This window comes from Aeromonas molluscorum 848 (assembly GCF_000388115.1).
Taxonomy (GTDB): domain Bacteria; phylum Pseudomonadota; class Gammaproteobacteria; order Enterobacterales; family Aeromonadaceae; genus Aeromonas; species Aeromonas molluscorum.
Genome location: NZ_AQGQ01000040.1, coordinates 1 through 26,248, shown reverse-complemented (window position 1 = coordinate 26,248; position 26,248 = coordinate 1). Strand labels below are relative to the sequence as shown.

Genomic DNA, 26,248 nt, shown 5'->3' with positions numbered 1-26,248 from the left:
CCAGACTCAGTTTGTGGGGCATGCATGTAAGGGGTCATCCTTGGCGACACTTGATTCCAAAAGGGGCGCGATGGTATCAAAATGCTCCCTTGGATTCCTTGTTGGTCGTCACAGGGTGCCAACAGGATAAAACACTACGGAGCTTAAGCGCGACCAACTGACCGTCGTCCACATCCATCACGTTTGCAACGTTCGCAACTCCCGCCGCCTCACAAAACCCGCCCAAGCGTGACACTCTTGGTTTATCGCCTGCGACGACAAAGGTAGAATCCCCGCAACTCTTTCTTGCCTCCTGCGGTATCTCTCCTATGGCTATCAAAAAAAACGAACTCTACTCCGCCTTGTGGAGCAGCTGCGATGAGCTGCGTGGCGGCATGGACGCCTCCCAGTACAAGGATTACGTGCTGACCCTGCTGTTTATGAAGTACGTCTCCGACAAGTACAAGGGCAACCCCTACGGCATGATCGTTGTACCCGCAGGCGCCAGCTTCGACGATATGGTCGCACTCAAGGGCAACAAAGAGATTGGCGATGGCATCAACAAGATCATTGCGGCACTGGCTGAAGAGAACGATCTGAAGGGCGTCATTGATGTGGCGGACTTCAACGATGAAGACAAGCTCGGCAAGGGCAAAGAGATGGTGGATCGTCTCACCAATCTGGTGGCCACTTTTGAGGGGCTGGATCTCTCCGCCAACCGTGCCGATGGTGATGACCTGCTGGGTGATGCCTACGAATACCTGATGCGTCACTTTGCCACCGAATCGGGCAAATCCAAGGGGCAATTCTATACCCCGGCAGAAGTGTCGCGCATTCTGGCCAAAGTGGTCGGCATCAACAAACAGACATCGCAAGATGCTACCGTCTACGACCCCACCTGTGGCTCAGGGTCCTTGTTGCTCAAAGCCAGTGATGAAGCCCCACGGGGCCTCACCATCTATGGTCAGGAGATGGATAATGCCACCAGTGCCTTGGCGCGGATGAACATGATCCTGCACGACAACACCACCGCCAAGATCTGGAAAGGCAATACCCTCACCGATCCTCAGTGGAAAGAGGGCAATGATCGCCTCAAGAGCTTCGACTTTGCCGTGGCCAACCCCCCATTTTCGAACAAGAACTGGACCAACGGCCTGAATCCCGACAAGGATCTCTTCAATCGTTTTCACTGGGGGGTCCCGCCCGAGAAGAACGGTGACTATGCCTTCCTGCTTCATATTCTGGCGTCCCTCAACAGCACCGGCAAGGGTGCGGTGATCCTGCCCCACGGCGTGCTGTTTCGCGGCAATGCCGAGGCGCGTATTCGCGAGAACCTGCTGAAACAAGGCTATATCAAGGGGATCATCGGTCTGCCCGCCAACCTCTTCTACGGCACCGGTATTCCCGCCTGCATCATCGTCATCGACAAAGAGAGCGCCCACACCCGCGCCTTCAATGTATTGGCTGACCATGAGCAAGGGCTGTTTATGATCGATGCCAGCAACGGCTTTATCAAAGACGGCAACAAGAACCGGTTGCGCGAGCAGGACATCCACAAGATTGTCGACACCTTCACCCGTGGCCTGACCCTGGAGGGTTACAGCCGCTGGGTACCGCTTGGCGAGATCGCCCGCAACGATTACAACCTCAATATCCCGCGCTATATCGATGGCAGCGAAGGGGAAGACATGCACGATCTGGCCGGTCACCTGCAAGGGGGGATCCCCGAGCGCGATATCGCGGCGCTTGGCTCCTACTGGCGGGTATTCCCGACCCTCAAGGCTACCCTGTTTGCCCCGCGGCGTCCCGGTTACAGTGAGGCGCGGGTAGCCGCCGCCAAGGTCAAGGGCACCATACTGGCCTGTGAGGAGTTTGCCCGCTTCAAACAGGCGGCGCTGGCGCCGTTTGCCCAGTGGTTTAGCGAGTGCCAGTTCGGCGAGTTTGCCAAGGGTGACTCGCCCAAGGCGCTGATCGACGAGGTGAGTGAAGCACTGCTTGAGCACTACCGCGCGAGCGCCGAGGCGACCGGTGAGCTGCTCGACCCCTACGCCATCTATCAGCTGCTGATGGACTACTGGCAGAACCAACTGCAAGACGATCTCTATGTGCTCTCTCAGGATGGCTGGCCGGCGGGTCGGGTGCTGCGCGAGCTGATTGCCGACAAGGGCGAGAAGATCAAAGAGAGCCCGGATCTGGTGATTGGCAAGGCCAAGTACAAGGCGGAGCTGCTCCCACCCGCCTTGCTGGTGGCCCGCTTCTTTGCCAATGAGCAAAAAGAGCTCGATACCCTGCAAGCCGCGCAGGATGAAGCGAGCCAGGCACTGGAGAGCTTTATCGAGGAGCAGAGCGGGGAAGAGGGCGGTCTGGTTGAGGCGATGAACGACAAGGAGAAGGTGACCGCTGTCAGCGTCAAGGCCCGCATCAAGGCCGCCACCGACAAGGAGGAGCTGGCAGTGCTCAAGCAGGCGCAGCAGCTGTTCGACGCCGAGACCCGCGCCAAGAAGGCCCATAAGGAGGCCTGCGACGCCCTCGATAAAGCGGTATTTGCTCATTACCCCAAGCTGCAGGATAACGAGATCAAAACCCTGCTGGTGGAGGACAAGTGGCAGGCGAGCCTGTGTAAGGCGCTGGAAGCCGAGATTGAGCGGGTTACCCAGCAGCTTGCTAACCGGGTCAAGGAGCTTGAAGAGCGTTATAGCAGTTCCTTGCCACAGCTCACCAAAAACGTCAGCGAGCTGGAGGCCAAGGTGGCGGCCCATCTTAAGGCAATGGGGCTGGAGTGGGCGTAATGGTGGAACAGATGATGCAGCATAAAGCAGATAAAATGGCCGCCAAGCAGACTATTCCGGCGGGTTATAAGCAGACTGAGGTGGGGGTTATTCCGGAAGATTGGTCCGTAGTTAGTCTTCAAGATATTTGCTCAATTATTGATGGTGACAGAGGCAGTAATTATCCAACATCTACTGATTTTCAATCGTACGGGTATTGCGGTTTTCTTAGCGCGGCCAATGTTACAAAGTCTGGTTTTGTCTTCGATGAATTAGTTTTCATCACTCAAAATAAAGATCGTTCATTAAGAAATGGAAAGCTGGCTAGAAATGACATCGTTCTCACAACGAGAGGAACAGTTGGGAATTTTTCACTATACGACAATAATGTTCCTTTTGATAACTTAAGAATAAACTCTGGGATGGTTTTGATTAGGTTAAGTAGCAATAGTATTGACGTTGGATATTTGTATTGTTTTCTTCGCTCAAGTGTGTTTTTTTCTCAAATTGAAAGAATGTCCTTCGGTAGTGCTCAGCCACAATTAACAGTTAAAGGAATTCAAAGTTTCTATGCTGTGTGTTCTGGGAATAAAAAAGAACAAACCGCCATTGCTAATGTGCTGTCGGATACCGATGTGCTGATATGCTCCCTGGAACAGCTGATCGCCAAGAAGCAGGCCATCAAGACCGCCACCATGCAGCAACTGCTGACCGGCCGTACCCGCCTGCCGCAGTTCGCTCTGCGCCCCGACGGCACCCCCAAAGGCTATAAATCCAGCGAACTGGGAGATATTCCGGAGGATTGGGAAATAAAGCAGATCATCCAATTCACTGACTGTACTGCAGGTGGTACTCCTAGCACTTCAATCGCTTCATATTGGGGAGGGGAACATCCTTGGATGAGCTCCGGCGAACTACATCTAAAAAGAGTGTTTGATGTCTCAGTACGAATCACCGATGAAGGATTAGGTAATAGCAGTACCAAGTATGTTCCTGCAGACTCAGTATTGATAGGTCTTGCTGGTCAGGGAAAAACTCGCGGAACTGTTGCAATAGCCAAAATACCGCTCTGTACCAATCAGTCAATAGCATCTGTTTTCCCATCAGCTGAACATTGTCCCGAGTTTCTTTTTTACAATCTCGACAGTCGCTATGAAGAATTAAGGGAACTGTCTACGGGAGATGGTGGGCGTGGAGGTTTGAATCTTGCGATTATAAGAAGGTTGAAAGTCATCTTCCCAGACAAGACTGAACAATCCGCCATTGCCAACGTCCTCTCTGATATGGATAGCGAGCTTACTGAGCTGGAGCAGAAGCTGGCCAAGGCCCGTGATGTGAAGCAGGGAATGATGCAGCAACTGCTGACCGGCCGTATCCGCCTGCCTGTGGAACAGGTTGAATGACAGCCGTATCAGTAACCCATCCCCACACCTTGCAGTACAAGGTGATCAAGGTCCGCCAGTTATTGGCTGACCCCACGTTGGTGATCCCGCCTTACCAGCGTCCCTATAAGTGGACGACCAGACATGTCGAGCAACTGCTGGATGATCTGGCCTTACACCAAGAAAAAGATGCTTATCGATTGGGTACGTTAGTGTTATATGAGCGCCCCTCTCAGGAAGATACTGGAGCGGGCATGCGTATCCGGGACATTGTCGATGGTCAGCAACGGACCATCACACTGCTGCTAATCCTTCATGCACTACTCAATGAGAAACTCGCCGTACTGACCGACCCTAACCTGCGAGAGCAGTTGAACACGCTGAAATCGAGCATGATACATCCCGATTTCACTAACACAGTGTCACAACACAATATCCGTGAGAACTATCAGGTGATCCGCAGGCGGGTTGCGCGCGCCGATTTTGATGAGAAACTGATCGGCTTTCTGCTAAACCGCTGTGAACTGGTACAGGTGACGCTGTTTGATATCTCAGAAGCATTCCAGTTTTTTGATTCACAAAATGCACGCGGACGAGATCTGGACCCCCCATGATTTGCTCAAGGCTTTCCATCTACGAGAATTTTCAGCGTTGGATGAGCCGCTTAAAACTGCCACCGTATCCAGTTGGAAAATAGTAATGGGGATGTATTAGAAGCCCTGTTTGGTGAACATCTTTATCGCATTCGACGTTGGATTACAGGGAAACCTGCCCGTTACTTTGGCAAGGATGACGTGGCGCTATTCAAAGGGGTTAATCTGGCCAACAGCGAAGCCTTTCCTTGCGTCTCAGCGTTGCGGATAGTTCATAACAAGGTTGATGAACTGCATATGGCGTTTCCGTTTCAGCTGGATCAAACCATTATCAACGGTCGTCGTTTCTTCGAGATGATTAAGCACTATCAGGGGCTGACATTTCTGTTTAACGGTTCAGCGTTGATGGAACGTTATAAGCTAGAGGGCTATGCCCGCGAGATACTTATGGTGCTTGCCGATTACCAGGGCCGCCATCGTACCGGTGATCGCTATGTGCGAACAATGTTCGATTGTTTGTTGCTCTACTACTTCGACAAGTTCGGCGCCACGCACCTCTCCAAAGCGATAGAGAAGATCTTTATCTGGGCCTATGCCTTACGCCTTGATATGTATTCTGTGCAGTTGGCCAGTATGGATAACTATGTGGTCGGGCGACAAAATATGTTCAAGGTGTTACGTGAGGCGACTAATCCCCAGCTGTTCTTGCAATATGAAGTGCCGACCGTGACCAAGGTTAATGGCACCAAGATTGATGAATTGAAAGCACTATTTAACAAAATGGGGTATCTCGATGAGCGATGAGATGATCACCCTTCTCTCAGTGGGCAAGCTGCTGGGTAACACCCAGCCAGAGGAGCAGGTGAGTTATCTGATCCCTATCTATCAGCGCAACTACGCATGGGAAGAAGCCGAGATAATCCAGCTGATTGAGGATGTGCTCGACTATCAGCCCAAGAGGAAGCGCTACTATATCGGCACCTTGGTGGTATCCGCACGGGAGAGTGAGGCCGATCGAGCGATATATAAAGTGATCGATGGCCAGCAACGACTGACAACGCTGTCGTTGTTGGTAACCTATTTACGCAATCAAGGGCGATCGCTCGGTGTTGAACTCGACTGGTATCGTCAACCCAATATCGACTTCGAATGCCGCGAGCATTCCCGCCAAACCCTTTCTGCACTGTTCAATGGCCAACTGGAAGGTAACCCACCTCAGTTGACGGGTATTACCGAGATCAATGACACCATCCTGCGCGGTTACCGAATAATTCACAACGTGCTGATAAATAAGTTGAAGGCGCGTGATGTCAGTCCCACCGCGTTCGCGGAGTATCTGCTAAACCACGTCGAGATCCTCCGGGTCCCAGTGCCGCCAAAGACAGATCTCAATCACTATTTCGAGGTGATGAACAGTCGCGGTGAGCAGCTCGTAAAACATGAGGTGCTTAAAGCCCGTTTGCTGGCGGTAATGAATCAAATCCCTGACCCGATTGAAAAAGCCAGTAGCGAGTATGCTCTGCATAAGGTGTGGGACGCTTGCGCCAATATCGACAAGTATGTGCAGGCTGGCTTTACCACCACCGAGCGGTCGAAATTGTTTGGTCAAGAGTGGCATCAACTGTGCGTCGATAGCTTTGACGCTTTGAGTGAGCAGCTTGGGGATGGGCAAGCTGCAGTGATGGATACACCAATTTCATTGAGTCTTGAGGCCCTGATTCAACAGCCGGTGGGCAAACACACAGAGCGACTTGGTGATGATGGCGCGGAACGCTTCCACTCGGTGATCAACTTCCCGAATTTCCTGCTGCATGTGCTGCGTATCCTGCTCAAACAGGATATTCCCCTTGATGACAAACAACTGCTGGATATTTTTGACGACTATCTGCTTCGTGGTGACCAAGAGCGGGGAGTGATTACCACGGCGCAAGCCATCGATAACGTAAAAGCATTCACCTTTGCCTTGCTGCGCTGCAAGTATCTGTTTGATTCGTGTGTTATAAAACGGGAATCTCCCACAAGCAATGGAAGCTGGAGCCTGAAAAGCTACAAGCAAGAGAGTAGCGGAAAAGCTTACTACCTGAACTCATTTGGTGATGAAAAGCGTGGGGATGACATAAATCGGCAACTGCTGATGTTGCTGGCCGCCTTTCATGTCTCTGCACCGACCATGGTCTATAAGCACTGGCTCAATGCTGCACTTCACTGGCTCTTCAATTATGCGCAGCAACCGATACAAGCCACTGACTATTTGGCGTATCTGGAGTCGGTTGCCAAGGCGTTTGTTTTCGACCGCTTCCTGGCTGACACTGGGGCCGACTATTTCGATATGATCTATCGGCAGGAAAGTCAGTCTCGAACAGTGCAAGATCAGATCGACAGGGGGGTGATGAAACAGCGCCTCTGTTACGGGCAGATAGAGAATAATCTAGTCTTTAACTTCCTCGACTATCTCCTGTGGCAAAGGAATCGGAGATCCGTTGACAAAAATAGCACCATTGCTAGCTTTCAATTCACCTCCCGCAGTTCGGTGGAGCACTACTACCCGCAGCATCCTAGAGGACATGAGCCCTGGCCAAATGAGCACCTCAACGCATTCGGCAATCTCTGCCTGATTAGCCATGAGAAAAATTCACGCCTAAGTGACTCCTTGCCCAAAGCCAAAAAGGAGCACTATGTAGGTGGGGTCATCGACAGCATTAAACAATATTTGATGATGGAGTCAGATGACTGGAACATTGAACTGATGAAAAAACATGAGGCGGAAATGAAGAATGTGCTAGAAGCCTCTTTGAACCGTATTTGAAAATGAGATCAGAAGCATCAAATGAGTTAAATATCAACATTTGGCCAATGTATGATGTTTCGTAAGTATCTTGTAGAACAAGGTTGAAATAATGATTCGCAAACTAGCAGTTAATGGTTTCAAGTCTCTGATGCTAGATCAGCCCATCGAGCTGGGACGGGTGAACTGTTTTATCGGCGCCAATGGAGTGGGCAAGAGTAATCTTCTTGAGGCACTCGGGGTGCTTGGAGCTGCAGCCAACGGGGTGGTGGATGACGAAAGTCTGTTGCGCCGAGGTGTGCGCGCTGGCGTCCCCCGCCTCTACAAGAGTTCCTTTGCAAGCGAACGTACCCCGGCCCATATCGGCATCAGTGTATCTGGGGAGCTTGGTCAGTGCTACCGAGTCTCACTACTTAATCCGCTGGAATCGCCAGAGCCTTCTTGGATCTACAAAACTGAGTTCCTCTCTGATGGCAGCGACGAGATCATTGCCGATGGGGTGCGGAACAGGAAAAACCTGAATCCACAGGCTGGCTTAGCCGCACTCAAAATGGTTGAGCTGGAAGAATCCAATCCGGCAGCTCAATTGATGCGAGCGCTGCAGGAATACGCTATCTATTGCCCAAATACACCAACGCTGCGCGGGATCTCACCCGATCTTCAATCACGACGCCCAATAGGACTCAATGGAGGCCTGCTGGCCGAGGCCTTTGGTCTATTACAACTCCATTTGGAGGACCAGGGAGAGCGAGGCGAGGACGTATTGGAAGAGGTGCTGGAGCTGATTGACTGGGTGGCCGATGTTACTATCACCTCTCAAGCGGGGACTCTGCTTTCACCCAAGGTGCCAAGAAGCAAACATCTGCTTAAGTTTACCGATCGCTTTATGCAGAAGAGCCGTAACGAACTGACAGCTTATGATGCTAGCGAAGGAGCCTTGTATGTGCTGTTTACGGCGGCCTTGTGCCTGTTACCACAATCGCCCAAGGTATTTGCCATTGATAACCTCGATCAGGCCCTCAACCCCAGATTGGTGGCCAGCTTGACCAAGCAGCTGTCAAGGTGGTTGCAGCATCAGGATCCTCAGCGCCAACTGCTGTTTACGGCACACAATCCCGCCGTGCTGGATGGACTGGACCTGACCGATCCCGAAACCCGTCTGTTTGCAGTAGAGCGCAATAGCAACGGTCTGACCTGCTTTCGCCGTATCGAACTGACGCCTGCTTTGCAGAGCCTGAATCAGGAATATCCATTGTCGCGGCTGTGGCTGATGGGGCATCTGGGGGCGGTGCCAAATGTCTGATCTGCGGATTGCTCTGGTGGCAGAAGGACCAACGGATTATGTGATTATCGAGGCTGCGCTCAAGGCATTTTTGCCAAACACCTTTATCATGACCCAATTGCAACCCGAAGCAACGCAGCCAGAGATGGGCGGCGGCTGGGGCGGCGTGCTCAAGTGGTGTCATGCCGCCAGCCAGCGCCATGCTGGGCCTATCGATCAGGAGCCTACCCTTGCCGGATATGACTTACTGATCATCCACCTCGATGTTGATGTGGCGGCCAAGGAGTACAGCAACTGTGGGCCAACGGTTGAGGCATTGGCGCAAGCGTCTGGCTGGAGGGTGCTACCTTGCGCCCAAGTCTGCCCACCAGTGGCAGACACCTGCCGCGAGTTGCAATCTGTGTTGGAAAGCTGGTTGATGCCAGCCACATTCGGGCAGCACAGTTTGCCATGCTTACCGGCGCAATCTTCCGGTACTTGGTTGGCAGCAGCGGTGTTATCTGCAACTCATCGCTTATTAGGGAATGCTGAATGCGACCCCTCAGTCGAAGATAGGCTGGCACAACTCCCGAAGGTAGACAAAATCAGAAAAACGCCACGCGAGTATCGCTTGAAGGCTCCACAACTGACGGCCAATTGGCAAGCGGTAAAGACCATATGTAGTCAGGCTCAGGTGTTTGAAGATGCAGTGCTGGCGGCTATCTAGCTAGTACATAGCCAGCTCACCAAGCGTTGGAGATTAAGAATAATGACTATGCGTACCGGGGGCGAGCATCTCACACCGGCCCTTGCCTTGCTTGCCGAGTTGGTACGTCGCTACTAGTTTCTTGGCATGGAGTGCAGCCTGCTTGAGATTCAAAATCTCGCATGGTTTCTGAAACGTTGTATTAGTCAAACGGCACCACAAGACCCATTGCAACTGCACTTCACTGCACACCATTATGGGCCTTATGCCAATAACCTGACCCACTTGCTGAATGCAATGGACGGCAGTTATCTGAAGTCAGATAAGCGGAACCCTGACAGTAAACCGTTCGATGTCATCTGGTTCAATGATGACAAGAAGCAGCTACTCACCACCTATTTGCATACCGAGGCGTAAGACTACTTACCCACCCTGGAACAGGCAGCTGCGCTTATCGATGGATTTGAATCACCCTATGGGATGGAGCTGCTCGCAACCGTTGACTGGATGGTAAACCAAGAGGGGTGTGAACCCACCGTAGAGGCACTACGTGAAGGGCTTATCCGTTGGCCAAAGGGTGGGAAGTGGGCGCAACGTAAAGCCAGACTGTTCGATGACAAGAGCTTGCGCATTGCCCTGACCCGCTTGCAGCAGAGCTTCCCTGCATATCACTGATCGAATGCTCTCTAACCGGACACACTTCTTATCCAAATCTGGTAGTCTTGCCTGACTCTAATCAAGAGTTAAACCTTTGTCTGCATTCCCAAATTTCTGGAACAAGGGCCTGTAGTGCAGGCCCTGCTGTGGACAATGTCATCGCGTAATACAGGTTAGCCGTGGTTCCCAGTCTTGGATGCATACAACCATCGCCAACCAATGGTTCAAATGGAAGACGTCCTATGGGTAAAGTGGGTCAAAAAGAGCTGGTCACTCAGCAACGAGTCATCACACTGTTCCAGGATCAGTTGCAGTGGGAGTACCTTGGCAGCTGGCACCACCGCGACAACAATCGCAACGTTGAGGTGTCGATCTTGACCCCCTGGCTCGAGAAGCGTGGCGTCAATGATGCTCTGATTAAGCGGGCCTTGCGCCAACTGGATCAGGCAAGTGCCCTGGGTGAAGGCAAGACGCTTTACTACGCCAACAAGGATGTCTACAACCTGTTGCGCTACGGCATCAAGGATAAGACTGGCGCTGGCGAACAGAATCAGACTGTGTGGCTCATCGACTGGCGGCACCCACAAAACAACCATTTTGCCATTGCCGAAGAGGTCAGCATCAAGGGGGAGAACAAGAAGCGCCCCGATCTTGTGCTCTACGTCAATGGCATTGCGCTCGGCGTGATTGAGCTCAAACGCTCTACTGTCTCGGTATCCGAAGGCATTCGGCAGAATCTGGATAACCAAGAGAAGAACTTCATCCGCAACTTCTTTACCACTATGCAACTGGTCATGGCCGGTAACGATACCCAAGGTTTACGCTACGGCACCATTGGGACAGGTGAAAAGTATTGGCTGGAGTGGAAATCAGATTCACAAGGTGTCTATGAGAGCCCCCTTGATAATCATCTGATGGAGCTATGCAACAAGCCGCGTTTTCTACAGCTCATCCACGACTTCATTGTGTTCGATGCCGGGGTGAAAAAGACCTGTCGGCATAACCAATTCTTCGGTATTGAGGCCGCTAAGCGGCATATCGCGCGACGCGAAGGGGGCATCATTTGGCATACCCAGGGCTCAGGTAAAAGCTTGACGATGGTGTGGCTGGCGAAGTGGATTCGCGAGAACGTGACCGATGCCAGAGTGCTGCTTATCACTGACCGAACCGAGCTCGATGAACAGATTGAGAAGGTCTTCAACGGGGTGGAAGAGACCATCTACCGCACCAAGAGCGGTGCTGATCTGGTCTCCACGCTAAACCAGACTTCCCCTTGGTTACTCTGTTCCTTGGTACATAAATTTGGCCGCCAATGGGAGCAAGATCAGTCCGAACCGGATCAATATGAAGACGCTGACGACTACATTGCGGAGTTGACCCGCTGCTTGCCCAGTGACTTCAACCCCAAAGGAAACTTGTTTGTGTTTGTCGATGAGTGCCACCGCACTCAGTCAGGCAAACTGCATGAGGCCATGAAGCGCATTTTACCAGAGGCCATGTTCCTCGGCTTCACGGGCACTCCATTGATGAAAAAAGACAAGCAAAAGTCCATCGAGATTTTTGGCCCTTACATTCATACCTACAAGTTTGATGAGGCCATCCGGGATGGAGTGGTGCTGGATCTTCGCTACGAGGCCAGGGATATCGATCAACATCTCACCTCCGAGAAGAAGATTGATGAGTGGTTCGCCGCCAAAACATCGGGGATCTCCAACCTGGCTCGCACTCAATTGAAACAAAAGTGGGGGTCAATGCAGAAGCTTCTCTCCAGCAAGAGTCGGCTGGAGAAGATCATGATGGATATCCTGCTGGACATGAGCCAGCGCCCCCGTTTGAAAGATGGTCATGGTAATGCCATTTTGGTATGTGCCAGTATCCATCAGGCTTGCACCCTGTATGAGTTATTTAGCAAAACCGAACTCGCGGGTAAGTGCGCAATCGTAACCAGCTACCAACCCACGGCCGCAAGTATCAAGGGACAGGCTAGTGGTGCCGGTCTGACGGAGATGCTGTTTAAATATCAGACCTATCGCAAGATGCTGGCTGACTTCTTTGAACAGAGAGAAGACGCCGCAGCCAGTCGAGTCGAGGAATTTGAGAAGCTAGTCAAGGCTCGGTTTATCAAAGAACCGGGGCAAATGAAGCTGCTGATCGTTGTAGACAAACTACTGACTGGCTTCGATGCCCCCCCTGCCACGTATCTCTACATCGATAAGCAGATGGCAGATCATAACCTCTTTCAAGCAATCTGCCGGGTCAATCGACTCGATGGTGATGACAAAGAGTATGGCTACATAATCGACTACAAGGACCTGTTCAAGTCGCTTGATAAGGCGATCAGTGACTACACCGGCGAAGCGTTTGATGGTTATGACAAGGAGGATGTGGCTGGTTTACTCAAAGACAGGCTAACCCTTGCACGCGAAGATTTGGACAACGCCCTGGAAATGGTTCGTGGGTTGTGCGAACCAGTGCTAGCGCCTCGCCACACGGCTGACTACATTCACTATTTTTGTGGGACGTCGGGCACTAACAGCCGTGATCTGCCGGAAAAAGAGGCACTGCGCCTAACCCTTTATCAAAGTGTCGCCAAGCTGCTTCGAGCTTACATGAACCTTGCCAACGAGATGGAAGCAGCAGGGTATACAGTGAAACAAGCCTCAGATATCAAAACCGAGGTGGCTCATTACGCGAAGGTCCGCGATGAGATCAAGATTGCCAGTGGTGATGATCTGGATATGCGGCAGTATGAACCTGCCATGCGAGCCCTGCTCGATATGTATATCCGCGCCGATGACAGCGAACTTCTGATCGACTTTGATGATCGTGGTTTGCTGCAGCTCATCAACGCCAAGGGAACTGCCGCCCTTGATACTCTGCCAGAAGGGATCAAGAAGGATCCCGAAGCCATGGCCGAGGCAATAGAGAACAACATTCGCAAAACCATCGTCGATGAAAATCCAGTAAACCCCAAGTATTACGAACAGATGTCTGTGCTACTCGATGAGCTAATCAAGCTCCGCCGCAAGAAAGCTCTCGAGTACCAGGATTACTTGGAACAGGTACTGGCACTGGCCAAGCAGGTGGTTAATCCTGGTGGACAAAGCCATCAGCACTATCCTGAATCTGTCGATACCCACGCAAAAAGAGCCTTGTTCGACAACTTTGGCCAAGATGAAGTGCTAGTAGCAAAGCTGGACGCCGCCATTCGCTACACCAAAAAGGCTGAGTGGCTAGGCGATCGTTTCAAGGAGCGGGAACTGGCTAATGCCATTCGTGAAGAGGTGCAAGGCTATGATATCGATGTGACAGAGGTCATGACGCTAGTCAAAGCACAGCAGGAGTATCATTGAGTACGACCTTACAAATTGGCCCTTTGACAATCGAGCTACATCACAAAGCGATCAAACACCTGCATCTTGATGTATTGCCTCCGGATGGAAAAGTGAGAGTATCGGCCCCCCTTGCCATGAGTGAGACGGCTATCAGGGTGGCCATCATTCGTCGGCTACCCTGGATTAAACAACAACAGCGAAATTTTATAGCGCAGCCCCGCCAAAGCGAACGCGAGTTAGTCAGCGGGGAAAGCCATCACTTGTGGGGTCAACGTTACCGGCTCGAGGTAATTGAGCGTGTTGGCCGCCATGAAGTTCTCATCAAGGGAAGCCGAAAGCTTGCCCTGTTTGTTAATCCAGGTACAACTCTGGATAACCGTAATCTGGTGATGACAGAATGGTATCGCGCTCAGCTCAAGCAACGAGTTCCTGCTCTCTTAGCCTTGTGGGAGCCCATTCTTGGTACCCAGTTACAACACTGGGGCATCAAAAAAATGAAGACAAAATGGGGGACATGCAATCGTGAGACGAGCCGAATTTGGCTCAACCTTGAACTAGCCAAAAAACCTGTGACATGTCTCGAATACATCCTGGTACATGAACTGATCCACCTGCTGGAGCGGCATCATAATGCCCGGTTCGAAGCGCTGATGAATCATCACCTTCCCAACTGGCGTGAAAGCCGTGCGTTATTAAAAGACCTGCCGTTAGGACATGATACGTGGAAGCGTGACAGCCACTAACTCATCAGGTTGCAAACCAAGAACGCAGCCTGATGAGTAGTGTTAGCCACCTAATATAGCTAAATTATAGTTCTATGGCACTGTAGGAATAATCTAACAGCATGGAATAGCAAAGTGTCATTTCTTACCACGGACAGACTCCTTCAACGTTGCTCCGAATTGCCGTACCTTATGCTTGAACTCCAAATCAGATAATTCCAATGGGCCCAGCTTCAGTAATGCAGCGACAAAATTGCTGTTTGACAACCGATATTTTTTTGTTCTCCTACGATCTTTGGCATCATAATACGACTCCACTTCCTGCCACATAACCTTACAAATATAAGCCACTTGTTCAACCGGATCTTTGAGGTCCTGAAACAAAACAGGCCTACGTGTTCGAATGTGAACATTGCTTGGTATCTGTTGCTCTTTAAAAAATCCCCGCAGCGCCTCCCATTCTGGAGAATGGGAGTTTTGGCATCTGACTAGGAGGTGAAAATGGGGCAACCAACGTCGATACTCTGTATGATAATCCATCTCAAGAAATCCTATCACAATATTCGTTACACCTGAACGCTGCAGTTGCTTGCGAAGTCTCTCTTTTAGGCGCCCGATATTCAGGTACATTAAATCGCGAACCATCCCATCATAGTAAATGAACGTTGCAACCTTCCACTCTGTATAGTCTTCACAGAAAAGTGCCAGTTGGCTTATCTTTTTGACTCGCAACCGCCTTACGCATTCAGGGCAGGCAAAGCTAAAGCAAGGTTTATCATCCTCACAGTCTGATAGTCTTTCTGCAAGCTCCTGAGCCTTTATCAACCTTGAACGAGAGAGAGCTTTTATTCTTAGTTGCTTCTCTCTGTTACACGCATCTGCCGTCTCAAATTTTGGAAGTAGTGACTTGATAGCCAATGGTGCGCACGCTTTGGCGCGAAGGAAATTTTTCATTTTTAACACCTGGTAATTTATAATTGAATAGTTGAAGCCATTTCGTCAGCAACTCACAACATTTAGATTCATGGCGGCTCGCTGTTGATACTGTTACGATGTGGCTGCGCTTACTTGTCAATGACGTATCGTGATTAGTAGTTCAGATGAACAGGTGAGATTGTTAGACTGACTCTTAACAAGAACAGAGTGTTTATATTGTGCGGGTGTATTGCAGCGCATTCATCCATGCTTGTATATCAGAGGAACGCCATGCAACTCGACGACAACCTTTCGGCTGAACTGATCTCGGAAAATTTCCCTGCGCCATCAAGCGATAAATTGTTGCGCGAGAAATTGTGCAGCATTCGATAACTTCGGCCAGATTCAGCAAACATGTTTCGTGTTTCATAAATGACTCCTTTGTAATAGTCAAAGGTCATTTACAGATTTCGAGAACAGCGAAAGCATGATGAAACTTGTGCTCTCAATGTCGTCGTTCAGAACGACGTATCGAGTACAAGGAGGTGCCATAAAGAATCACGAGCGCTACTTTTTGAACAGCGCTGCACATCTACAGCGCACGATACCGCCTGGTAAACGCGAATGTATTCGGATTGCATTTAGACTCAACGTTGTCGATTTTTTCGAAACATTGTTCATTTTTTTGAATTGAGGCGCGCGCATGACGCACGATATCGCTCAATGAGCGCGCAAGAACTCAGACTCAAAGGAGTGGCAACGTTGTCCGTTTTTTGAATAGACGCACGCGCGAATAACGCGCGTTATAGGGGAACGTTTGATCATTGCGTGCACACGCACGACAAAAATCACATGTAAAACAATGGGTTTTCTATCTGAACGTTGTAACGAACGTTGCAACTGGCCAACTGGCCTTTCGTGACCCTCCAGCTCGCAGACGAGGAACCGCGCCCGACAACGTTCACAGTAGGTTGTTATGACCACACTACCAAAGGTCAACCGGCTATCTGCATGAAGGTGTCAGGGACGTAGAGCGATCAGTTCTACAGGATCCAAGCAAGCCGCAAATCGTGCACTGCATCAAAAACCGATGCTCGATGAGCCAGCTCGGGCGTACGGCGTATTACAGCCAAGTGGCGTTGTTTCCCAAATCAGAGTGACCTGAATTGAACTTATGGTGGAGACGCTGATCTGATCACCAAATCCCTCTTCAAATCAGCATCATGGGCAAGTCGCTTCACGCCATATCCAACTGGTCACAGTACAACCGTTCCCTGGTCAAACGCGGCTCGCTAACGTTCTGGGTTGATGAGAATGTCGTTCATAACTGGTTCCATCAAGAACATCATGGCCGACGTGGACGAAGCGCCCTCTACACCGACCAGACCATCTGTACCTTTCTCATGCTCAAAGGCATTTTCAACCTCTCCCTGCGGGCGACACAGGGCCTGCTCGACTCACTGTTCGAGCTGATGAATGTGCCGTTGTGTGCCCCCGACTACAGCTGTGTCAGCAAGCGCGCCAGTACTGTGAAGGTGGCATACCGCCAGCCACCCAAGGGCAAGGTTACCGATTTGGTTATCGATTCCACCGGCTTGAAAGTGTTTGGCGAGGGCGAATGGAAGGTCAGAAAGCATGGCTATGACAAGCGCCGGGTCTGGCGCAAATTGCATCTGGCGGTGGACCCGGCGACCCACGACATCGTGGCAGCCGAGGCCTCGTTGGAAAATGTTCATGATGCCGAGGTGTTGCCGACCCTGTTCAATCCGCTACGCCGAGCACTTGGGACCGTGTATGCCGATGGCGCATATGACACCAAGGCCTGCCATGAACTGATAAAGCGCAAAGGAGCCAAGGCCTGTATTCCGCCGCGCAAGAATGCCGGTTTATGGGAAAAGGGGCATCCACGCAATGAAGCTGTTCTGGTGATGCGCAAGGAGGGGCTGACTCACTGGAAGCAGCAGTCCGGGTATCATCGGCGCTCATTGGCCGAGACGGCGATGTATAGGTTCAAACAATTGATGACGGGAAAAATCAGTCTACGTAACTACAACGGACAAGTGGGAGAGATCATGGCCTACGTGTGTGCGATGAACAAGCTGAATGTCCTTGGTTTGCCGGTTAGAGAGCCCCAAGTGTAGCTATCACCTGGGGCTGGGGAAGTTGTGGCCTAATGGCTGATTTGGGCAACAACGCCCAGCCAAGTGGAACTGTCATTCCAACCAACGTGATCACCTGAGCTCTCCAACTTGAACCGGAATGAGTATTCGCGTTGGTCAGGAATAGGTGTTCACGTTCCATCAGAATCGGCGTCAAAGATCGGAGGGAATAGACAGCTCTTACATTCTATGCCGACGTGACAGTTGTATGCGTATAGCCAGCGCTAGCACCTTGATGTGACTCCCCTAACTGTTTCTCCGCACACAATAAAACATCCAAATGGTCTGCCCAACGTTGCAACCACTCTCGACTTTGCTCGGTGTACTGATGAAGATCATATGTACCGACTAACCCTTTCTTCGTGTGACCAAGAATAGCCTCTGCAACTTCTGTAGGACATTGCAAACGAGAAAGGCCCGTTCTAACCGTACGTCGGAGATCATGAGGGGTCCATCTAGGAATATCTAGCATCAAGTCGGCCTCTCTCATCACCCAAGTACTTTCTGTCAACTGCTTTTGTTTGATTGGCCGGCCGGTCCTCTGTGATGGAAATAAATAAAGTTCATTTCCCACTTTGTTTGTTTTTAGAAAATCAATGCATTGACGCGGAAGTTGAACCTCTCTTGCAACACCGGTCTTAGACTCTCTAATATAGAAAACACCTTCATTAAGGTCTATGTCACGCCAAGCAGCCTCACATATTTCCCCAGTTCTACATCCAGTCCACAGAGTCATTCTAAGTATATTTTTCTGCACATCAGTAAATTTTGAACTTGGCAACCAAGTCAAAAATATTTTAAGTTCATCGTTACTAAAAAATCGGCTACCTTTTTTAGAGGTCAATTTCACCTTTGTTCTAGCTAAACTCACTTTTGCCTGGAGTGCAGGATTGATGAATTGATCATCAAACTTACCCAATCCCATTGAATAATCATATGCTGCAAGAACTTCACGCAGTACATTTCCTGCCTGAACGTTAGCACCTCGATTCACAATAGACATCACAAGATCAATAATATCTTGCCGATTAACATCGCAGGCTAGTTTTGAGCCAATCTTAGGGACTGCGTCCCCATAAAGAGTTCGCCTGGTCTCATTCTGACCTTTCTTCTTTCTTGCGCCATTTTTTACAGTACCACTTGGCAACACCTGATCTTCAATGTAGTTCTGCAAATAAAGCTCTATCATCGCTTGAATAGTAAATGTTTCAGCAATCTTTTCATTCTTCACCTTCTGTTTAAGCTCATGCGTAGCTACCCTCTCCTCTGTAGCTGGACACCTACCCTGTTGTCTAATTAACTTGAGCTCTTGTAGTTTAATACGGGCCTGATCCAATGACATTGTGGGGAACACGCCGAGTGACATCTGAATTAATTTTTCTGTGACTGGGCTCGTATAACGATAGAAAAATGTCTTTTTACCGGTCTTACCACACGTAACACGCAGCCCTCTATTGACACCATTGTCAGCCTTATCGCTATCTGAGGGTTTCATGACTTCAATTGCTCTGTAGGACAGGGGTTTGTTACCCTTATCTGCTGGCATAACCGCCTCCATATGGTTGATGCATACAACGCGGCTAGCTTGGCTGCATGCATAGGCTCGATGTCCCTGTAGACTACGAAACAGAAACCTACATTTCAACCTACATTTTCATCTGCGATTGAGAGAGATTTTGTGAGACGCTCGCAGCAAGACAGAGACAGCAACCCCCATAAAAACCTTTTATATTCAGCACTTGTAGCGAGCCAACCGCATGCCAGCAATAGATAATCTCCACCAACACACACCTATGATGCAGCAGTACCTGGGCCTCAAGGCCGAGAACCCTGAGATACTGCTGTTCTACCGGATGGGCGACTTCTACGAACTCTTCTATGACGATGCCCGTCGGGCGGCGCAGCTGCTCGACATCTCCCTGACCAAGCGTGGTCAATCCGCCGGCACCCCCATTCCCATGGCAGGGGTGCCCTATCACGCCATCGAAGGCTATTTGGCCAAGCTGGTGCAACTCGGCGAGTCGGCCGCCATCTGTGAACAGGTGGGGGATCCGGCCACCAGCAAGGGGCCGGTCGAGCGCAAAGTGATCCGTATCGTTACCCCGGGCACCGTCTCCGACGAGGCGCTGCTCAATGAACGCCAGGACAACCTGATCGCCGCCGTCTATCACGATGGTCGCCAGTTCGGTTTTGGCACCCTGGATATCAGCTCGGGCCGTTTCTTCATCAACCAGTTCGACAAGGAAGAGACGCTGCTGGCCGAGTTGCAACGCACCAACCCGGCCGAGTTGCTCCATCCGGAATCTTTCGAATTCATGCACCACATCACCGGCCGCCGCGGTCTGCGCCGCCGCCCCGAGTGGGAGTTTGAACTGGGCACGGCCCGCAAACTGCTCTGCCAGCAATTTGGTACCCAGGATCTGGTCGGCTTTGGTGTCGACAAGAGCGAGATAGCCCTGTGCGCCGCCGGCTGTCTGATGCAGTACGTCAAGGATACTCAGCGCACAGCCCTGCCCCACATTCGCGGGGTAAGGCTAGAGCAACCTGATCATGCCGTCATCATGGATGCCGCGACCCGTCGCAACCTGGAATTGACCCAGAATCTGGCCGGTGGCTACGAAAATACCCTGGCCGAGGTGCTGGACCGCGCTCAGACCCCCATGGGCAGCCGGTTGCTCAAACGCTGGTTGCATCAGCCAATCCGCGATCGGGTGCTGCTGCGCGGTCGCCAGAGCACCATATCTGAACTGATCGAGGCAAACCTCTATGATGAGCTGGGTGCCCTGCTGCGCCAGGTTGGCGACATGGAGCGGGTGTTGGCCCGGCTCGCCCTGCGCTCCGCCCGTCCTCGGGATCTGACTCGGTTACGTCAGGCGTTTTCCCAACTTCCGCATCTGCAAGCCTTACTGGCGGGCAGCCAGCACGAAGCAGTGCAGCGACTGCGCGATCGCGCAGCCAGTTTCCCGGAGCTGCTGGATCTGCTGGAGCGGGCCATCATGGAGACCCCTCCGGTACTTATTCGCGATGGCGGGGTCATTCGCGAGGGCTTCAATGGCGAACTCGACGAGATCCGCGATCTGGCCGATGGCGCCACCGCCGTACTGGGCCGCATCGAGGAGCGGGAGAAACAGGAGACCGGCATCAACACCCTCAAAGTGGGTTACAACAGGGTGCATGGTTTCTTCATCGAGGTGAGCCGGGCCAACAGCCATCTGGTGCCGGCCCACTACATCCGCCGCCAGACCCTTAAAAACAATGAGCGATACATCATCGATGAGCTCAAGCAGTATGAAGACAAAATACTGACCGCCCAGAGTCGTGCCCTGGCCCTGGAGAAGCGACTCTATGAAGAGTTGCTCGATACTCTGTTGCCCCATCTGGCCGAACTGCAAGAGTCTGCCGCCGCCCTGGCCGAGCTGGACGTACTGGCCAACCTGGCAGAGCGAGCCGAGACCCTCAACTACCGATGCCCCACCCTGACCAACGAGGATCAGATCCTGATCGAAGGGGGACGCCATCCCGTGGTGGAACAGGTGATGAAGGATCCCTTCATCGCCAACCCGGTCAATCTGAAGCAAGATCGGCAGATGCTGATCATCACGGGTCCCAACATGGGGGGTAAATCTACCTATATGCGCCAGACGGCCCTCATCGTGCTGCTGGCGCACATTGGTGCTTATGTTCCGGCTGACAGCGCCCGCATCGGCCCCATAGATCGCATCTTTACCCGCATCGGCGCCTCGGACGATCTCGCCTCGGGCCGCTCCACCTTCATGGTGGAGATGACTGAAACCGCCAATATCCTCAACAATGCCACCGCCCAGAGCCTGGTGCTGATGGACGAGATAGGTCGCGGCACCAGCACCTATGATGGCCTGTCACTGGCCTGGGCCTGCGCCGAGCAGCTGGCCAGCCAGATAGGGGCCTACACCCTGTTTGCCACTCACTACTTTGAGCTGACCAAGCTGCCGGAACTGCTGCCCAATCTCGCCAACGTCCATCTGGATGCGGTGGAGCACGGCGATACCATCGCCTTCATGCATGCGGTGCAGGAAGGGGCGGCCAGCCGCTCTTACGGCCTGCAAGTCGCAGCCCTGGCTGGCGTGCCCAAATCGGTGATCCATCAGGCGCGCCACAAGCTGGCCGAACTGGAGCGTGGCACTCCGTTGGTGGCAGGTACGGAGGGCGGCAGCACACCTCCGCTACAGCCCTTGCCACTGCCTCACCCGGCAGTGGCGGAGTTGGCACAGATACGCCCGGATGAGTTATCTCCCCGCCAAGCACTGGATCTGCTCTATCGCCTCAAACAACTGGTCTGACAGCCGCGTTGCGCCGGGCGGCGCATGCGCAAACAAAAGGGGAACCCGTCGGGTTCCCCTTTTTGGATGAGATGCCTGCATTCACAGGCACCAGGGCATCATCAGGTGCCCGGGCCTATACGCTCTTTCAGGCTCATATAGCTAGAGCCATCATGTCGTTTGAGGTTCTGTCGGTACTCAACCTGATGCTGGCTCTCCTGCTTGAGACCGAGGATCAGCGAGTAACACATGGCCAGCATGATCACCGAGAAGGGCAAGGCGGCGATGATACTGGCGGCCTGCAAGGCAGCCAATCCCCCGACATCAGCAAGATGGCAGCAACCAGCCCCTGACCTATGCCCCAGACGGCGCGGTGACGTATCGGCGGCTCACTCTCACCAATAGAGAGCAGCGTCGTAATCACCAGGGTGCCCGAGTCACAGGAGGTGATGAAGTAGGTGCAGATCAGCAGGGTCAGGATGCCCTTGGCAATCAGACCCACACTGCCCCAATCCAGCATGTCCACCGTCTTGTAGAGCGCCTGGGTCACATCCTGATTGACTGCCTCTGCCACACCACCTGCACCGAACAACTCCAGATGAATGGCGGTGCCACCAAAGACCGTCAGCCAGAACATGCCGAGCAAGGAGGGTACCAACAGCACGCCCATGACGAATTCACGTATGGTGCGCCCCTTGGAGATACGGGCGATAAACATACCAACAAAAGGTGCCCAGGCTATCCACCAGCCCCAGTAAAAGGCGGTCCAGGAGGATTGCCAGGAAGAGGTGCCATTGGCTTCAGTATTGGTCCAAAAGCTCAATTTGACGAGGTTTTGCAGGTAGTCGCCGATGTTCTGGACATAGGAGTTAAGAATATAAATCGTCGGCCCCATCGACACAAACACCAGCAAAATCAGAATGCTAAGCCAAACGTTGAGCTCGGATAAAATCTTGACCCCACGCCCTACCCCAGAGACTGCCGACAGGGTAGCAACCAGGGTGATACCACCGATGAGCCACAGCTGATTGGTCTGGGAAACGGCCATGCCAAACATTTGATTGAGGCCCGTGTTCATCTGGGCAACCCCCAACCCCAAGGACGTGGCAACCCCGAACACAGTACCGAACACGGCCAGCACATCGGCGGCATGGCCCCAGAAACCATAGATCTTGTCACCCAGGAGGGGGTAGAGCACGGAACGAATGGCCAGTGGCAGCTTGCGTCTGTAGCTGAAAAACGCCAGAGAGAGGCCGACGATCGCATAGATGGCCCAGGGGTGCAGGCCCCAGTGATAGAAGGTAACCCGCATGGCGACCTGGGCGGCTTCGGGGGTCATGCCTTTCTCGATGAAGGGGTTGGCCTGCAGATGGAACATCGGCTCGGCAATACTCCAGAACACCAACCCTATGCCCATGCCTGCACTGAACAGCATGGAGAACCAGGCAAAATAACCGTACTCGGGCTCCTGATCATCATCCCCCAGACGAATGCTGCCAAAGCGGCTGAACATCAGATAGATCGCAAAGAACAGGAAGAGTGCCACCACCAGGATGTAATACCACTTGAAGCTGGCGATGATGGTGTCTTTGGCGCCGCTGAACCAGGATGCCGCCGTATCGGGATCGAAGACCCCGAATAGCAGGAAGAGGGTGATCACAGTCAGGGCCGTGGTCGCCATGGTTGAATTAAGGCCTTTGAATATCCCTTTGGTCGCTCTCATTGACCCTCCTTAGTCTTGATTGTAAAAGTCTTCACCGACATGATCGCCGGCGCCGCCGATGGCGCGATAGACCAGCTTGCCTGCGCTATCATCGCGATGGTCGACCAAGCTGACTGAAGGCTGACCATTAACCGCATGGCGCTTGCCAAGGAAGATAGCCATGGGGATGCCTACATTGGAGATACCGCTACTGATCCAGAGGCGGTTGAAATCATAGCTACCACCAATGAACTCGAGCTGGGCCAAACCATTATCCAGACCAGAGAGGTAGAAATTCATGGCGCTCTCATTGGGGAACAGATGCACCAGCACATAGGCATAACGCATCTCGTTGACCAGCTCCTTGAGGGTGAAACGGCCGGTGTTGGTACAGGAGAGGGGGATTTCACCATCATAGTGGTGTACTTTGAGGGTGTTGGGGTCTTCATCGTAACGGGGCTGATAACGAATGAAAGCAGAGGTGTCGGGCAACTCGTAGCGCACGCGCACCACGGTTAACTCGGTAACCAGAGACTTGATGTCCAGATCGTTTGTCATCATCTTGTTCCTCAAATATCAGGTTTAAATTTGGTAAAGGCCGCATAAAATACCACGAAAATGCTTTGAGCTGAAACTAAATGACACATAGGCCTCTTGACCCAAGTGTTGATTGGCCCGAGAATCCGCACCCTACAACGCCTCTTTAATGGTCTGATACCATGGAAAAACATGATGAAGTCTTGGTCGCGCTGCGCCAAATCATTCGAGCCATCGATATGCACTCGAAGCGTTTGATCAAGGAGGCGGGTCTAACGGCACCACAATTATTGCTGCTCAAAGGAATAAATGAGCTGGGGCAGATCTCGATGCGCCAGCTGGCCAACCACACCAATATGAGTCAGGCCACCGCCACGACCATCATGGACAGGCTGGAGAGTCGTGGTCTGGTGCAACGGATCCGCAGTCAGACCGATAAGCGCAAGGTACATGCCACTGTGACCGAGCAGGGTCAACTGCTGCTGGCTCAGGCTCCGACGCCCTTGCAGGTGCACTTTATTCAGCGCTTTCAGTCGCTGGAAGTCTGGGAGCAGACCCTGCTGCTCTCTTCGCTGCAACGCATCTCCCACATGATGAATGCCAGCGGGATAGATGCCGCCCCCGTGCTGAGCGTGAATTCACTCACCGACTGAGTGACATATATGCAAAAAGCCCCCGACGGGGGCTTTTTGCAATCTCATCGCGCAAGCGTCTTACTCTTCCAGCGAGATACCGATATTGGATACACCATCCTGAGCCGCGAAGGCTTTGATGGCGAGGATCCGGTCGCTGTCACGCTCATGGGCGACCCGCTTGAGCAGCTCGACCTGGAACTCCAATTCCGCCTCCATATACTCGTGCTCATAGAGCTCTTCTTCGGTCAGATCGCGCTCTTCCAGCAGTTCGATGAAACCCGCTACCGTACCGACCGAAGCGTGGCTGGCATCCATTGCCTCTTCGCCAACCCGGCAGATCACCGAGTTATAGGCACAGCCCAGGGCCACGCAGGCATCCAGTGCAGGATAGGCACCGTAGGATTCGAATTTGCCTGGCTCGGGAATATAGACCTCAAACGCCTCCAGGATAGCCCCCAGATTGACGCGAGACCCCTTGACCGTAAGGTAGCTCCACATCTGATCCAGAGCGTGGCGATAGGCCTTGGCATCACCAAAACCCGAGGCCTGGGCGAACAAGGCATAATTCGGATACATACGCTCGGCCAGAGCCAGGGTATAGACGGTTTGCTGCCAAGGTTGTAACTCGGCCAGTCGCTTATAAAACTTGTCACCAAACACGGCAGGAGATCCTTCATAAAATGTGGGGCAGATTGTAGCCCACGGGGGGACGCGGCGAAAACGAAAAAGCGAGCTGGTCGACTTTGTTGCCCTGACAAGTCGGGTAAGATGAAAAGAGCGGCCTCCCCTCCCTCGCCGCCTGCCTTATGAGGAATTCGCCAATGAGCCAACGAACCCTGCTACTGCTCAGTCAGGACAATGCCCACTACCAGCGTCTGTTGCAGGCCGCGCGTCTGCCTCATCTTCGCATCCTGCGAGCCGACAACCCAAGTGAAGCCGAGTCCCTCATCGGCGAGGCTCATATTCTGCTCGCCGAGCCTGCACGCGCCAAACCCTTGCTGGCACGAGCAAACAAGCTGAGCTGGCTGCAATCGAGCTACGCAGGGGTGGATGTACTGCTGGGCAACGACTGTCGCCACGATTATCAACTCACCAATGTGCGTGGCATCTTCGGCCCCCTGATGAGTGAATATGTGTTCGGCTACCTGCTCAGCCTGACCCGTCAACTCGCCTGCTACCGCGAGCAACAGGCGCAGCAACGTTGGCAGAGCCATCCCTATCAGGGACTCAAGGGCAAGACACTACTGGTGCTTGGCACCGGCAGCATAGGCCAGCATATCGCCCAGACCGGTCGGCATTTCGGCATGCGGGTGCTCGGGGTCAGTCGCAGTGGCCACGAGCGCGTTGGCTTTGATGAGGTGTACCAGCTGGCCGCGCTGAATCGATTACTGAGCCAGAGCGATGTTATAGTGAGCGTGTTGCCAGCAACCCGCGAGACCCGTCATCTGTTCACCCGGGAACGCTTCGAACACTGCAAGCCGAACGCCATCCTGTTTAATGTCGGTCGCGGCACGGCCATCCACACCCAGGATTTGCTCGATGCCCTGGCTGCCGGCAAGCTGGCCCATGCCGTGTTGGATGTGTTCGAGCAAGAGCCCTTGCCCGCCGACAGTCCGCTCTGGTCAACCCCCAACCTCATCATCACGCCCCACAACAGCGCCTACAGCTTTCCCGAAGACGTGGCCCAGATCTTCGTGCGCAACTACATCCATTTCATCGACGGTCAGCCTCTGGATGGGCGTATCGACTTCGACAGAGGCTACTAAGCCCCAAGCCCAGACCGGCTGACCTGGCGTGTCAGCCACAATAAAAAA

Annotated in this window: 19 protein-coding genes and 1 pseudogene; 14 read left to right on the top strand and 6 right to left on the bottom strand. The window is 52.5% G+C overall.

The features are described from left to right. The first annotated feature begins 308 nt into the window (after window positions 1–308). From G113_RS08120 to G113_RS08080, 10 genes are all read left to right on the top strand, one after another. Complete coding sequence (locus G113_RS08120) at window positions 309–2,768, top strand: type I restriction-modification system subunit M (RefSeq protein WP_005898608.1); 2,460 nt, start codon at window positions 309–311, stop codon at window positions 2,766–2,768. Continuing rightward, window positions 2,768–4,150, top strand: a complete 1,383-nt coding sequence (locus G113_RS08115) for a restriction endonuclease subunit S (RefSeq protein ID WP_005898607.1) — start codon at window positions 2,768–2,770, stop codon at window positions 4,148–4,150. Before G113_RS08120 ends, G113_RS08115 begins: the two co-directional genes overlap by 1 nt. Next, the gene (locus G113_RS21600; RefSeq protein WP_201764993.1) at window positions 4,147–4,743 is read left to right on the top strand and encodes a DUF262 domain-containing protein; all 597 of its coding nucleotides are present in this window, start codon (window positions 4,147–4,149) and stop codon (window positions 4,741–4,743) included. Before G113_RS08115 ends, G113_RS21600 begins: the two co-directional genes overlap by 4 nt. A gap of 72 nt (window positions 4,744–4,815) precedes the next feature. Further along, window positions 4,816–5,526, top strand: a complete 711-nt coding sequence (locus tag G113_RS21595) for a DUF7834 domain-containing protein (RefSeq protein ID WP_201764992.1) — start codon at window positions 4,816–4,818, stop codon at window positions 5,524–5,526. Beyond that, a complete protein-coding gene (locus G113_RS08105) occupies window positions 5,516–7,528 on the top strand; it encodes a GmrSD restriction endonuclease domain-containing protein (RefSeq protein ID WP_005898605.1) in 2,013 nt (670 codons plus the stop codon). The genes G113_RS21595 and G113_RS08105 overlap by 11 nt, the downstream gene beginning before the upstream one ends. Window positions 7,529–7,619: 91 nt before the next feature. After that, window positions 7,620–8,810 carry an AAA family ATPase gene (locus tag G113_RS08100; RefSeq protein WP_005898603.1) on the top strand — a complete coding sequence of 397 codons (1,191 nt, stop codon included), beginning with the start codon at window positions 7,620–7,622 and terminating at the stop codon, window positions 8,808–8,810. Next, entirely contained in the window at window positions 8,803–9,495 is a 693-nt protein-coding gene (locus tag G113_RS08095; RefSeq protein ID WP_005898601.1) for a hypothetical protein, read from the top strand. Before G113_RS08100 ends, G113_RS08095 begins: the two co-directional genes overlap by 8 nt. Window positions 9,496–9,621: 126 nt before the next feature. Next, window positions 9,622–9,891 (top strand): hypothetical protein, encoded by a 270-nt coding sequence (locus G113_RS21590; protein WP_201764991.1) that lies wholly within the window; start codon window positions 9,622–9,624, stop codon window positions 9,889–9,891. 482 nt (window positions 9,892–10,373) lie between these two features. Further along, entirely contained in the window at window positions 10,374–13,484 is a 3,111-nt protein-coding gene (locus G113_RS08085; protein ID WP_005898599.1) for a type I restriction endonuclease subunit R, read from the top strand. Continuing rightward, complete coding sequence (locus G113_RS08080; RefSeq protein ID WP_005898596.1) at window positions 13,481–14,209, top strand: M48 family metallopeptidase; 729 nt, start codon at window positions 13,481–13,483, stop codon at window positions 14,207–14,209. Before G113_RS08085 ends, G113_RS08080 begins: the two co-directional genes overlap by 4 nt. Window positions 14,210–14,326: 117 nt before the next feature. On the opposite strand, the gene G113_RS08075 is transcribed toward G113_RS08080, so the two are convergent. Beyond that, a complete protein-coding gene (locus G113_RS08075) occupies window positions 14,327–15,142 on the bottom strand; it encodes a hypothetical protein (RefSeq protein WP_005898593.1) in 816 nt (271 codons plus the stop codon). A 193-nt stretch (window positions 15,143–15,335) separates the two neighbouring features. Continuing rightward, entirely contained in the window at window positions 15,336–15,533 is a 198-nt protein-coding gene (locus G113_RS20495; protein WP_083940364.1) for a helix-turn-helix transcriptional regulator, read from the bottom strand. Between the two features lie 793 nt (window positions 15,534–16,326). Here G113_RS20495 and G113_RS08070 point away from each other — a divergent pair. Beyond that, the gene (locus tag G113_RS08070) at window positions 16,327–17,244 is read left to right on the top strand and encodes an IS5-like element ISAs15 family transposase (RefSeq protein WP_005898592.1); all 918 of its coding nucleotides are present in this window, start codon (window positions 16,327–16,329) and stop codon (window positions 17,242–17,244) included. Between the two features lie 205 nt (window positions 17,245–17,449). On the opposite strand, the gene G113_RS08065 is transcribed toward G113_RS08070, so the two are convergent. Then, the gene (locus G113_RS08065; protein ID WP_005898590.1) at window positions 17,450–18,808 is read right to left on the bottom strand and encodes a tyrosine-type recombinase/integrase; all 1,359 of its coding nucleotides are present in this window, start codon (window positions 18,806–18,808) and stop codon (window positions 17,450–17,452) included. A gap of 211 nt (window positions 18,809–19,019) precedes the next feature. On the opposite strand from G113_RS08065, the gene mutS reads away from it, so the two are divergent. Next, window positions 19,020–21,581 (top strand): DNA mismatch repair protein MutS, encoded by a 2,562-nt coding sequence (gene mutS, locus G113_RS08060; RefSeq protein WP_005898588.1) that lies wholly within the window; start codon window positions 19,020–19,022, stop codon window positions 21,579–21,581. A 101-nt stretch (window positions 21,582–21,682) separates the two neighbouring features. On the opposite strand, the pseudogene G113_RS08055 reads toward mutS, so the two are convergent. Both G113_RS08055 and G113_RS08050 read right to left on the bottom strand, forming a co-directional pair. Further along, window positions 21,683–23,283, bottom strand: a pseudogene (locus tag G113_RS08055) (BCCT family transporter). A gap of 9 nt (window positions 23,284–23,292) precedes the next feature. After that, window positions 23,293–23,820, bottom strand: coding sequence for a hypothetical protein (locus tag G113_RS08050; RefSeq protein ID WP_005898586.1), 528 nt, complete (start codon window positions 23,818–23,820; stop codon window positions 23,293–23,295). A gap of 161 nt (window positions 23,821–23,981) precedes the next feature. Here G113_RS08050 and G113_RS08045 point away from each other — a divergent pair, with 161 nt between their 5' ends. Next, window positions 23,982–24,452: a MarR family winged helix-turn-helix transcriptional regulator gene (locus G113_RS08045; protein ID WP_005898585.1), complete on the top strand. Its 471-nt coding sequence runs from the start codon at window positions 23,982–23,984 to the stop codon at window positions 24,450–24,452. A 60-nt stretch (window positions 24,453–24,512) separates the two neighbouring features. Here G113_RS08045 and G113_RS08040 read toward each other — a convergent pair whose 3' ends face one another. Then, entirely contained in the window at window positions 24,513–25,094 is a 582-nt protein-coding gene (locus tag G113_RS08040) for a YjaG family protein (RefSeq protein WP_005898583.1), read from the bottom strand. 161 nt (window positions 25,095–25,255) lie between these two features. On the opposite strand from G113_RS08040, the gene G113_RS08035 reads away from it, so the two are divergent. Next, window positions 25,256–26,200 carry a D-2-hydroxyacid dehydrogenase gene (locus tag G113_RS08035; RefSeq protein ID WP_005898581.1) on the top strand — a complete coding sequence of 315 codons (945 nt, stop codon included), beginning with the start codon at window positions 25,256–25,258 and terminating at the stop codon, window positions 26,198–26,200. The last annotated feature ends 48 nt before the right edge of the window (window positions 26,201–26,248 follow it).

What these genes read in the sequence shown, in the direction of transcription:
- G113_RS08120 (WP_005898608.1), top strand. Translation starts at nt 309, where the DNA reads ATGGCTATCAAAAAAAACGAACTCTACTCCGCCTTGTGGAGCAGCTGC.
- G113_RS08115 (WP_005898607.1), top strand. Translation starts at nt 2,768, where the DNA reads ATGGTGGAACAGATGATGCAGCATAAAGCAGATAAAATGGCCGCCAAG.
- G113_RS21600 (WP_201764993.1), top strand. Translation starts at nt 4,147, where the DNA reads ATGACAGCCGTATCAGTAACCCATCCCCACACCTTGCAGTACAAGGTG.
- G113_RS08105 (WP_005898605.1), top strand. Translation starts at nt 5,516, where the DNA reads ATGAGCGATGAGATGATCACCCTTCTCTCAGTGGGCAAGCTGCTGGGT.
- G113_RS08100 (WP_005898603.1), top strand. Translation starts at nt 7,620, where the DNA reads ATGATTCGCAAACTAGCAGTTAATGGTTTCAAGTCTCTGATGCTAGAT.
- G113_RS08095 (WP_005898601.1), top strand. Translation starts at nt 8,803, where the DNA reads ATGTCTGATCTGCGGATTGCTCTGGTGGCAGAAGGACCAACGGATTAT.
- G113_RS21590 (WP_201764991.1), top strand. Translation starts at nt 9,622, where the DNA reads ATGGAGTGCAGCCTGCTTGAGATTCAAAATCTCGCATGGTTTCTGAAA.
- G113_RS08085 (WP_005898599.1), top strand. Translation starts at nt 10,374, where the DNA reads ATGGGTAAAGTGGGTCAAAAAGAGCTGGTCACTCAGCAACGAGTCATC.
- G113_RS08075 (WP_005898593.1), bottom strand. Translation starts at nt 15,142, where the DNA reads ATGAAAAATTTCCTTCGCGCCAAAGCGTGCGCACCATTGGCTATCAAG.
- G113_RS20495 (WP_083940364.1), bottom strand. Translation starts at nt 15,533, where the DNA reads ATGAAACACGAAACATGTTTGCTGAATCTGGCCGAAGTTATCGAATGC.
- G113_RS08070 (WP_005898592.1), top strand. Translation starts at nt 16,327, where the DNA reads ATGGGCAAGTCGCTTCACGCCATATCCAACTGGTCACAGTACAACCGT.
- G113_RS08065 (WP_005898590.1), bottom strand. Translation starts at nt 18,808, where the DNA reads ATGCCAGCAGATAAGGGTAACAAACCCCTGTCCTACAGAGCAATTGAA.
- mutS (WP_005898588.1), top strand. Translation starts at nt 19,020, where the DNA reads ATGCCAGCAATAGATAATCTCCACCAACACACACCTATGATGCAGCAG.
- G113_RS08050 (WP_005898586.1), bottom strand. Translation starts at nt 23,820, where the DNA reads ATGACAAACGATCTGGACATCAAGTCTCTGGTTACCGAGTTAACCGTG.
- G113_RS08045 (WP_005898585.1), top strand. Translation starts at nt 23,982, where the DNA reads ATGGAAAAACATGATGAAGTCTTGGTCGCGCTGCGCCAAATCATTCGA.
- G113_RS08035 (WP_005898581.1), top strand. Translation starts at nt 25,256, where the DNA reads ATGAGCCAACGAACCCTGCTACTGCTCAGTCAGGACAATGCCCACTAC.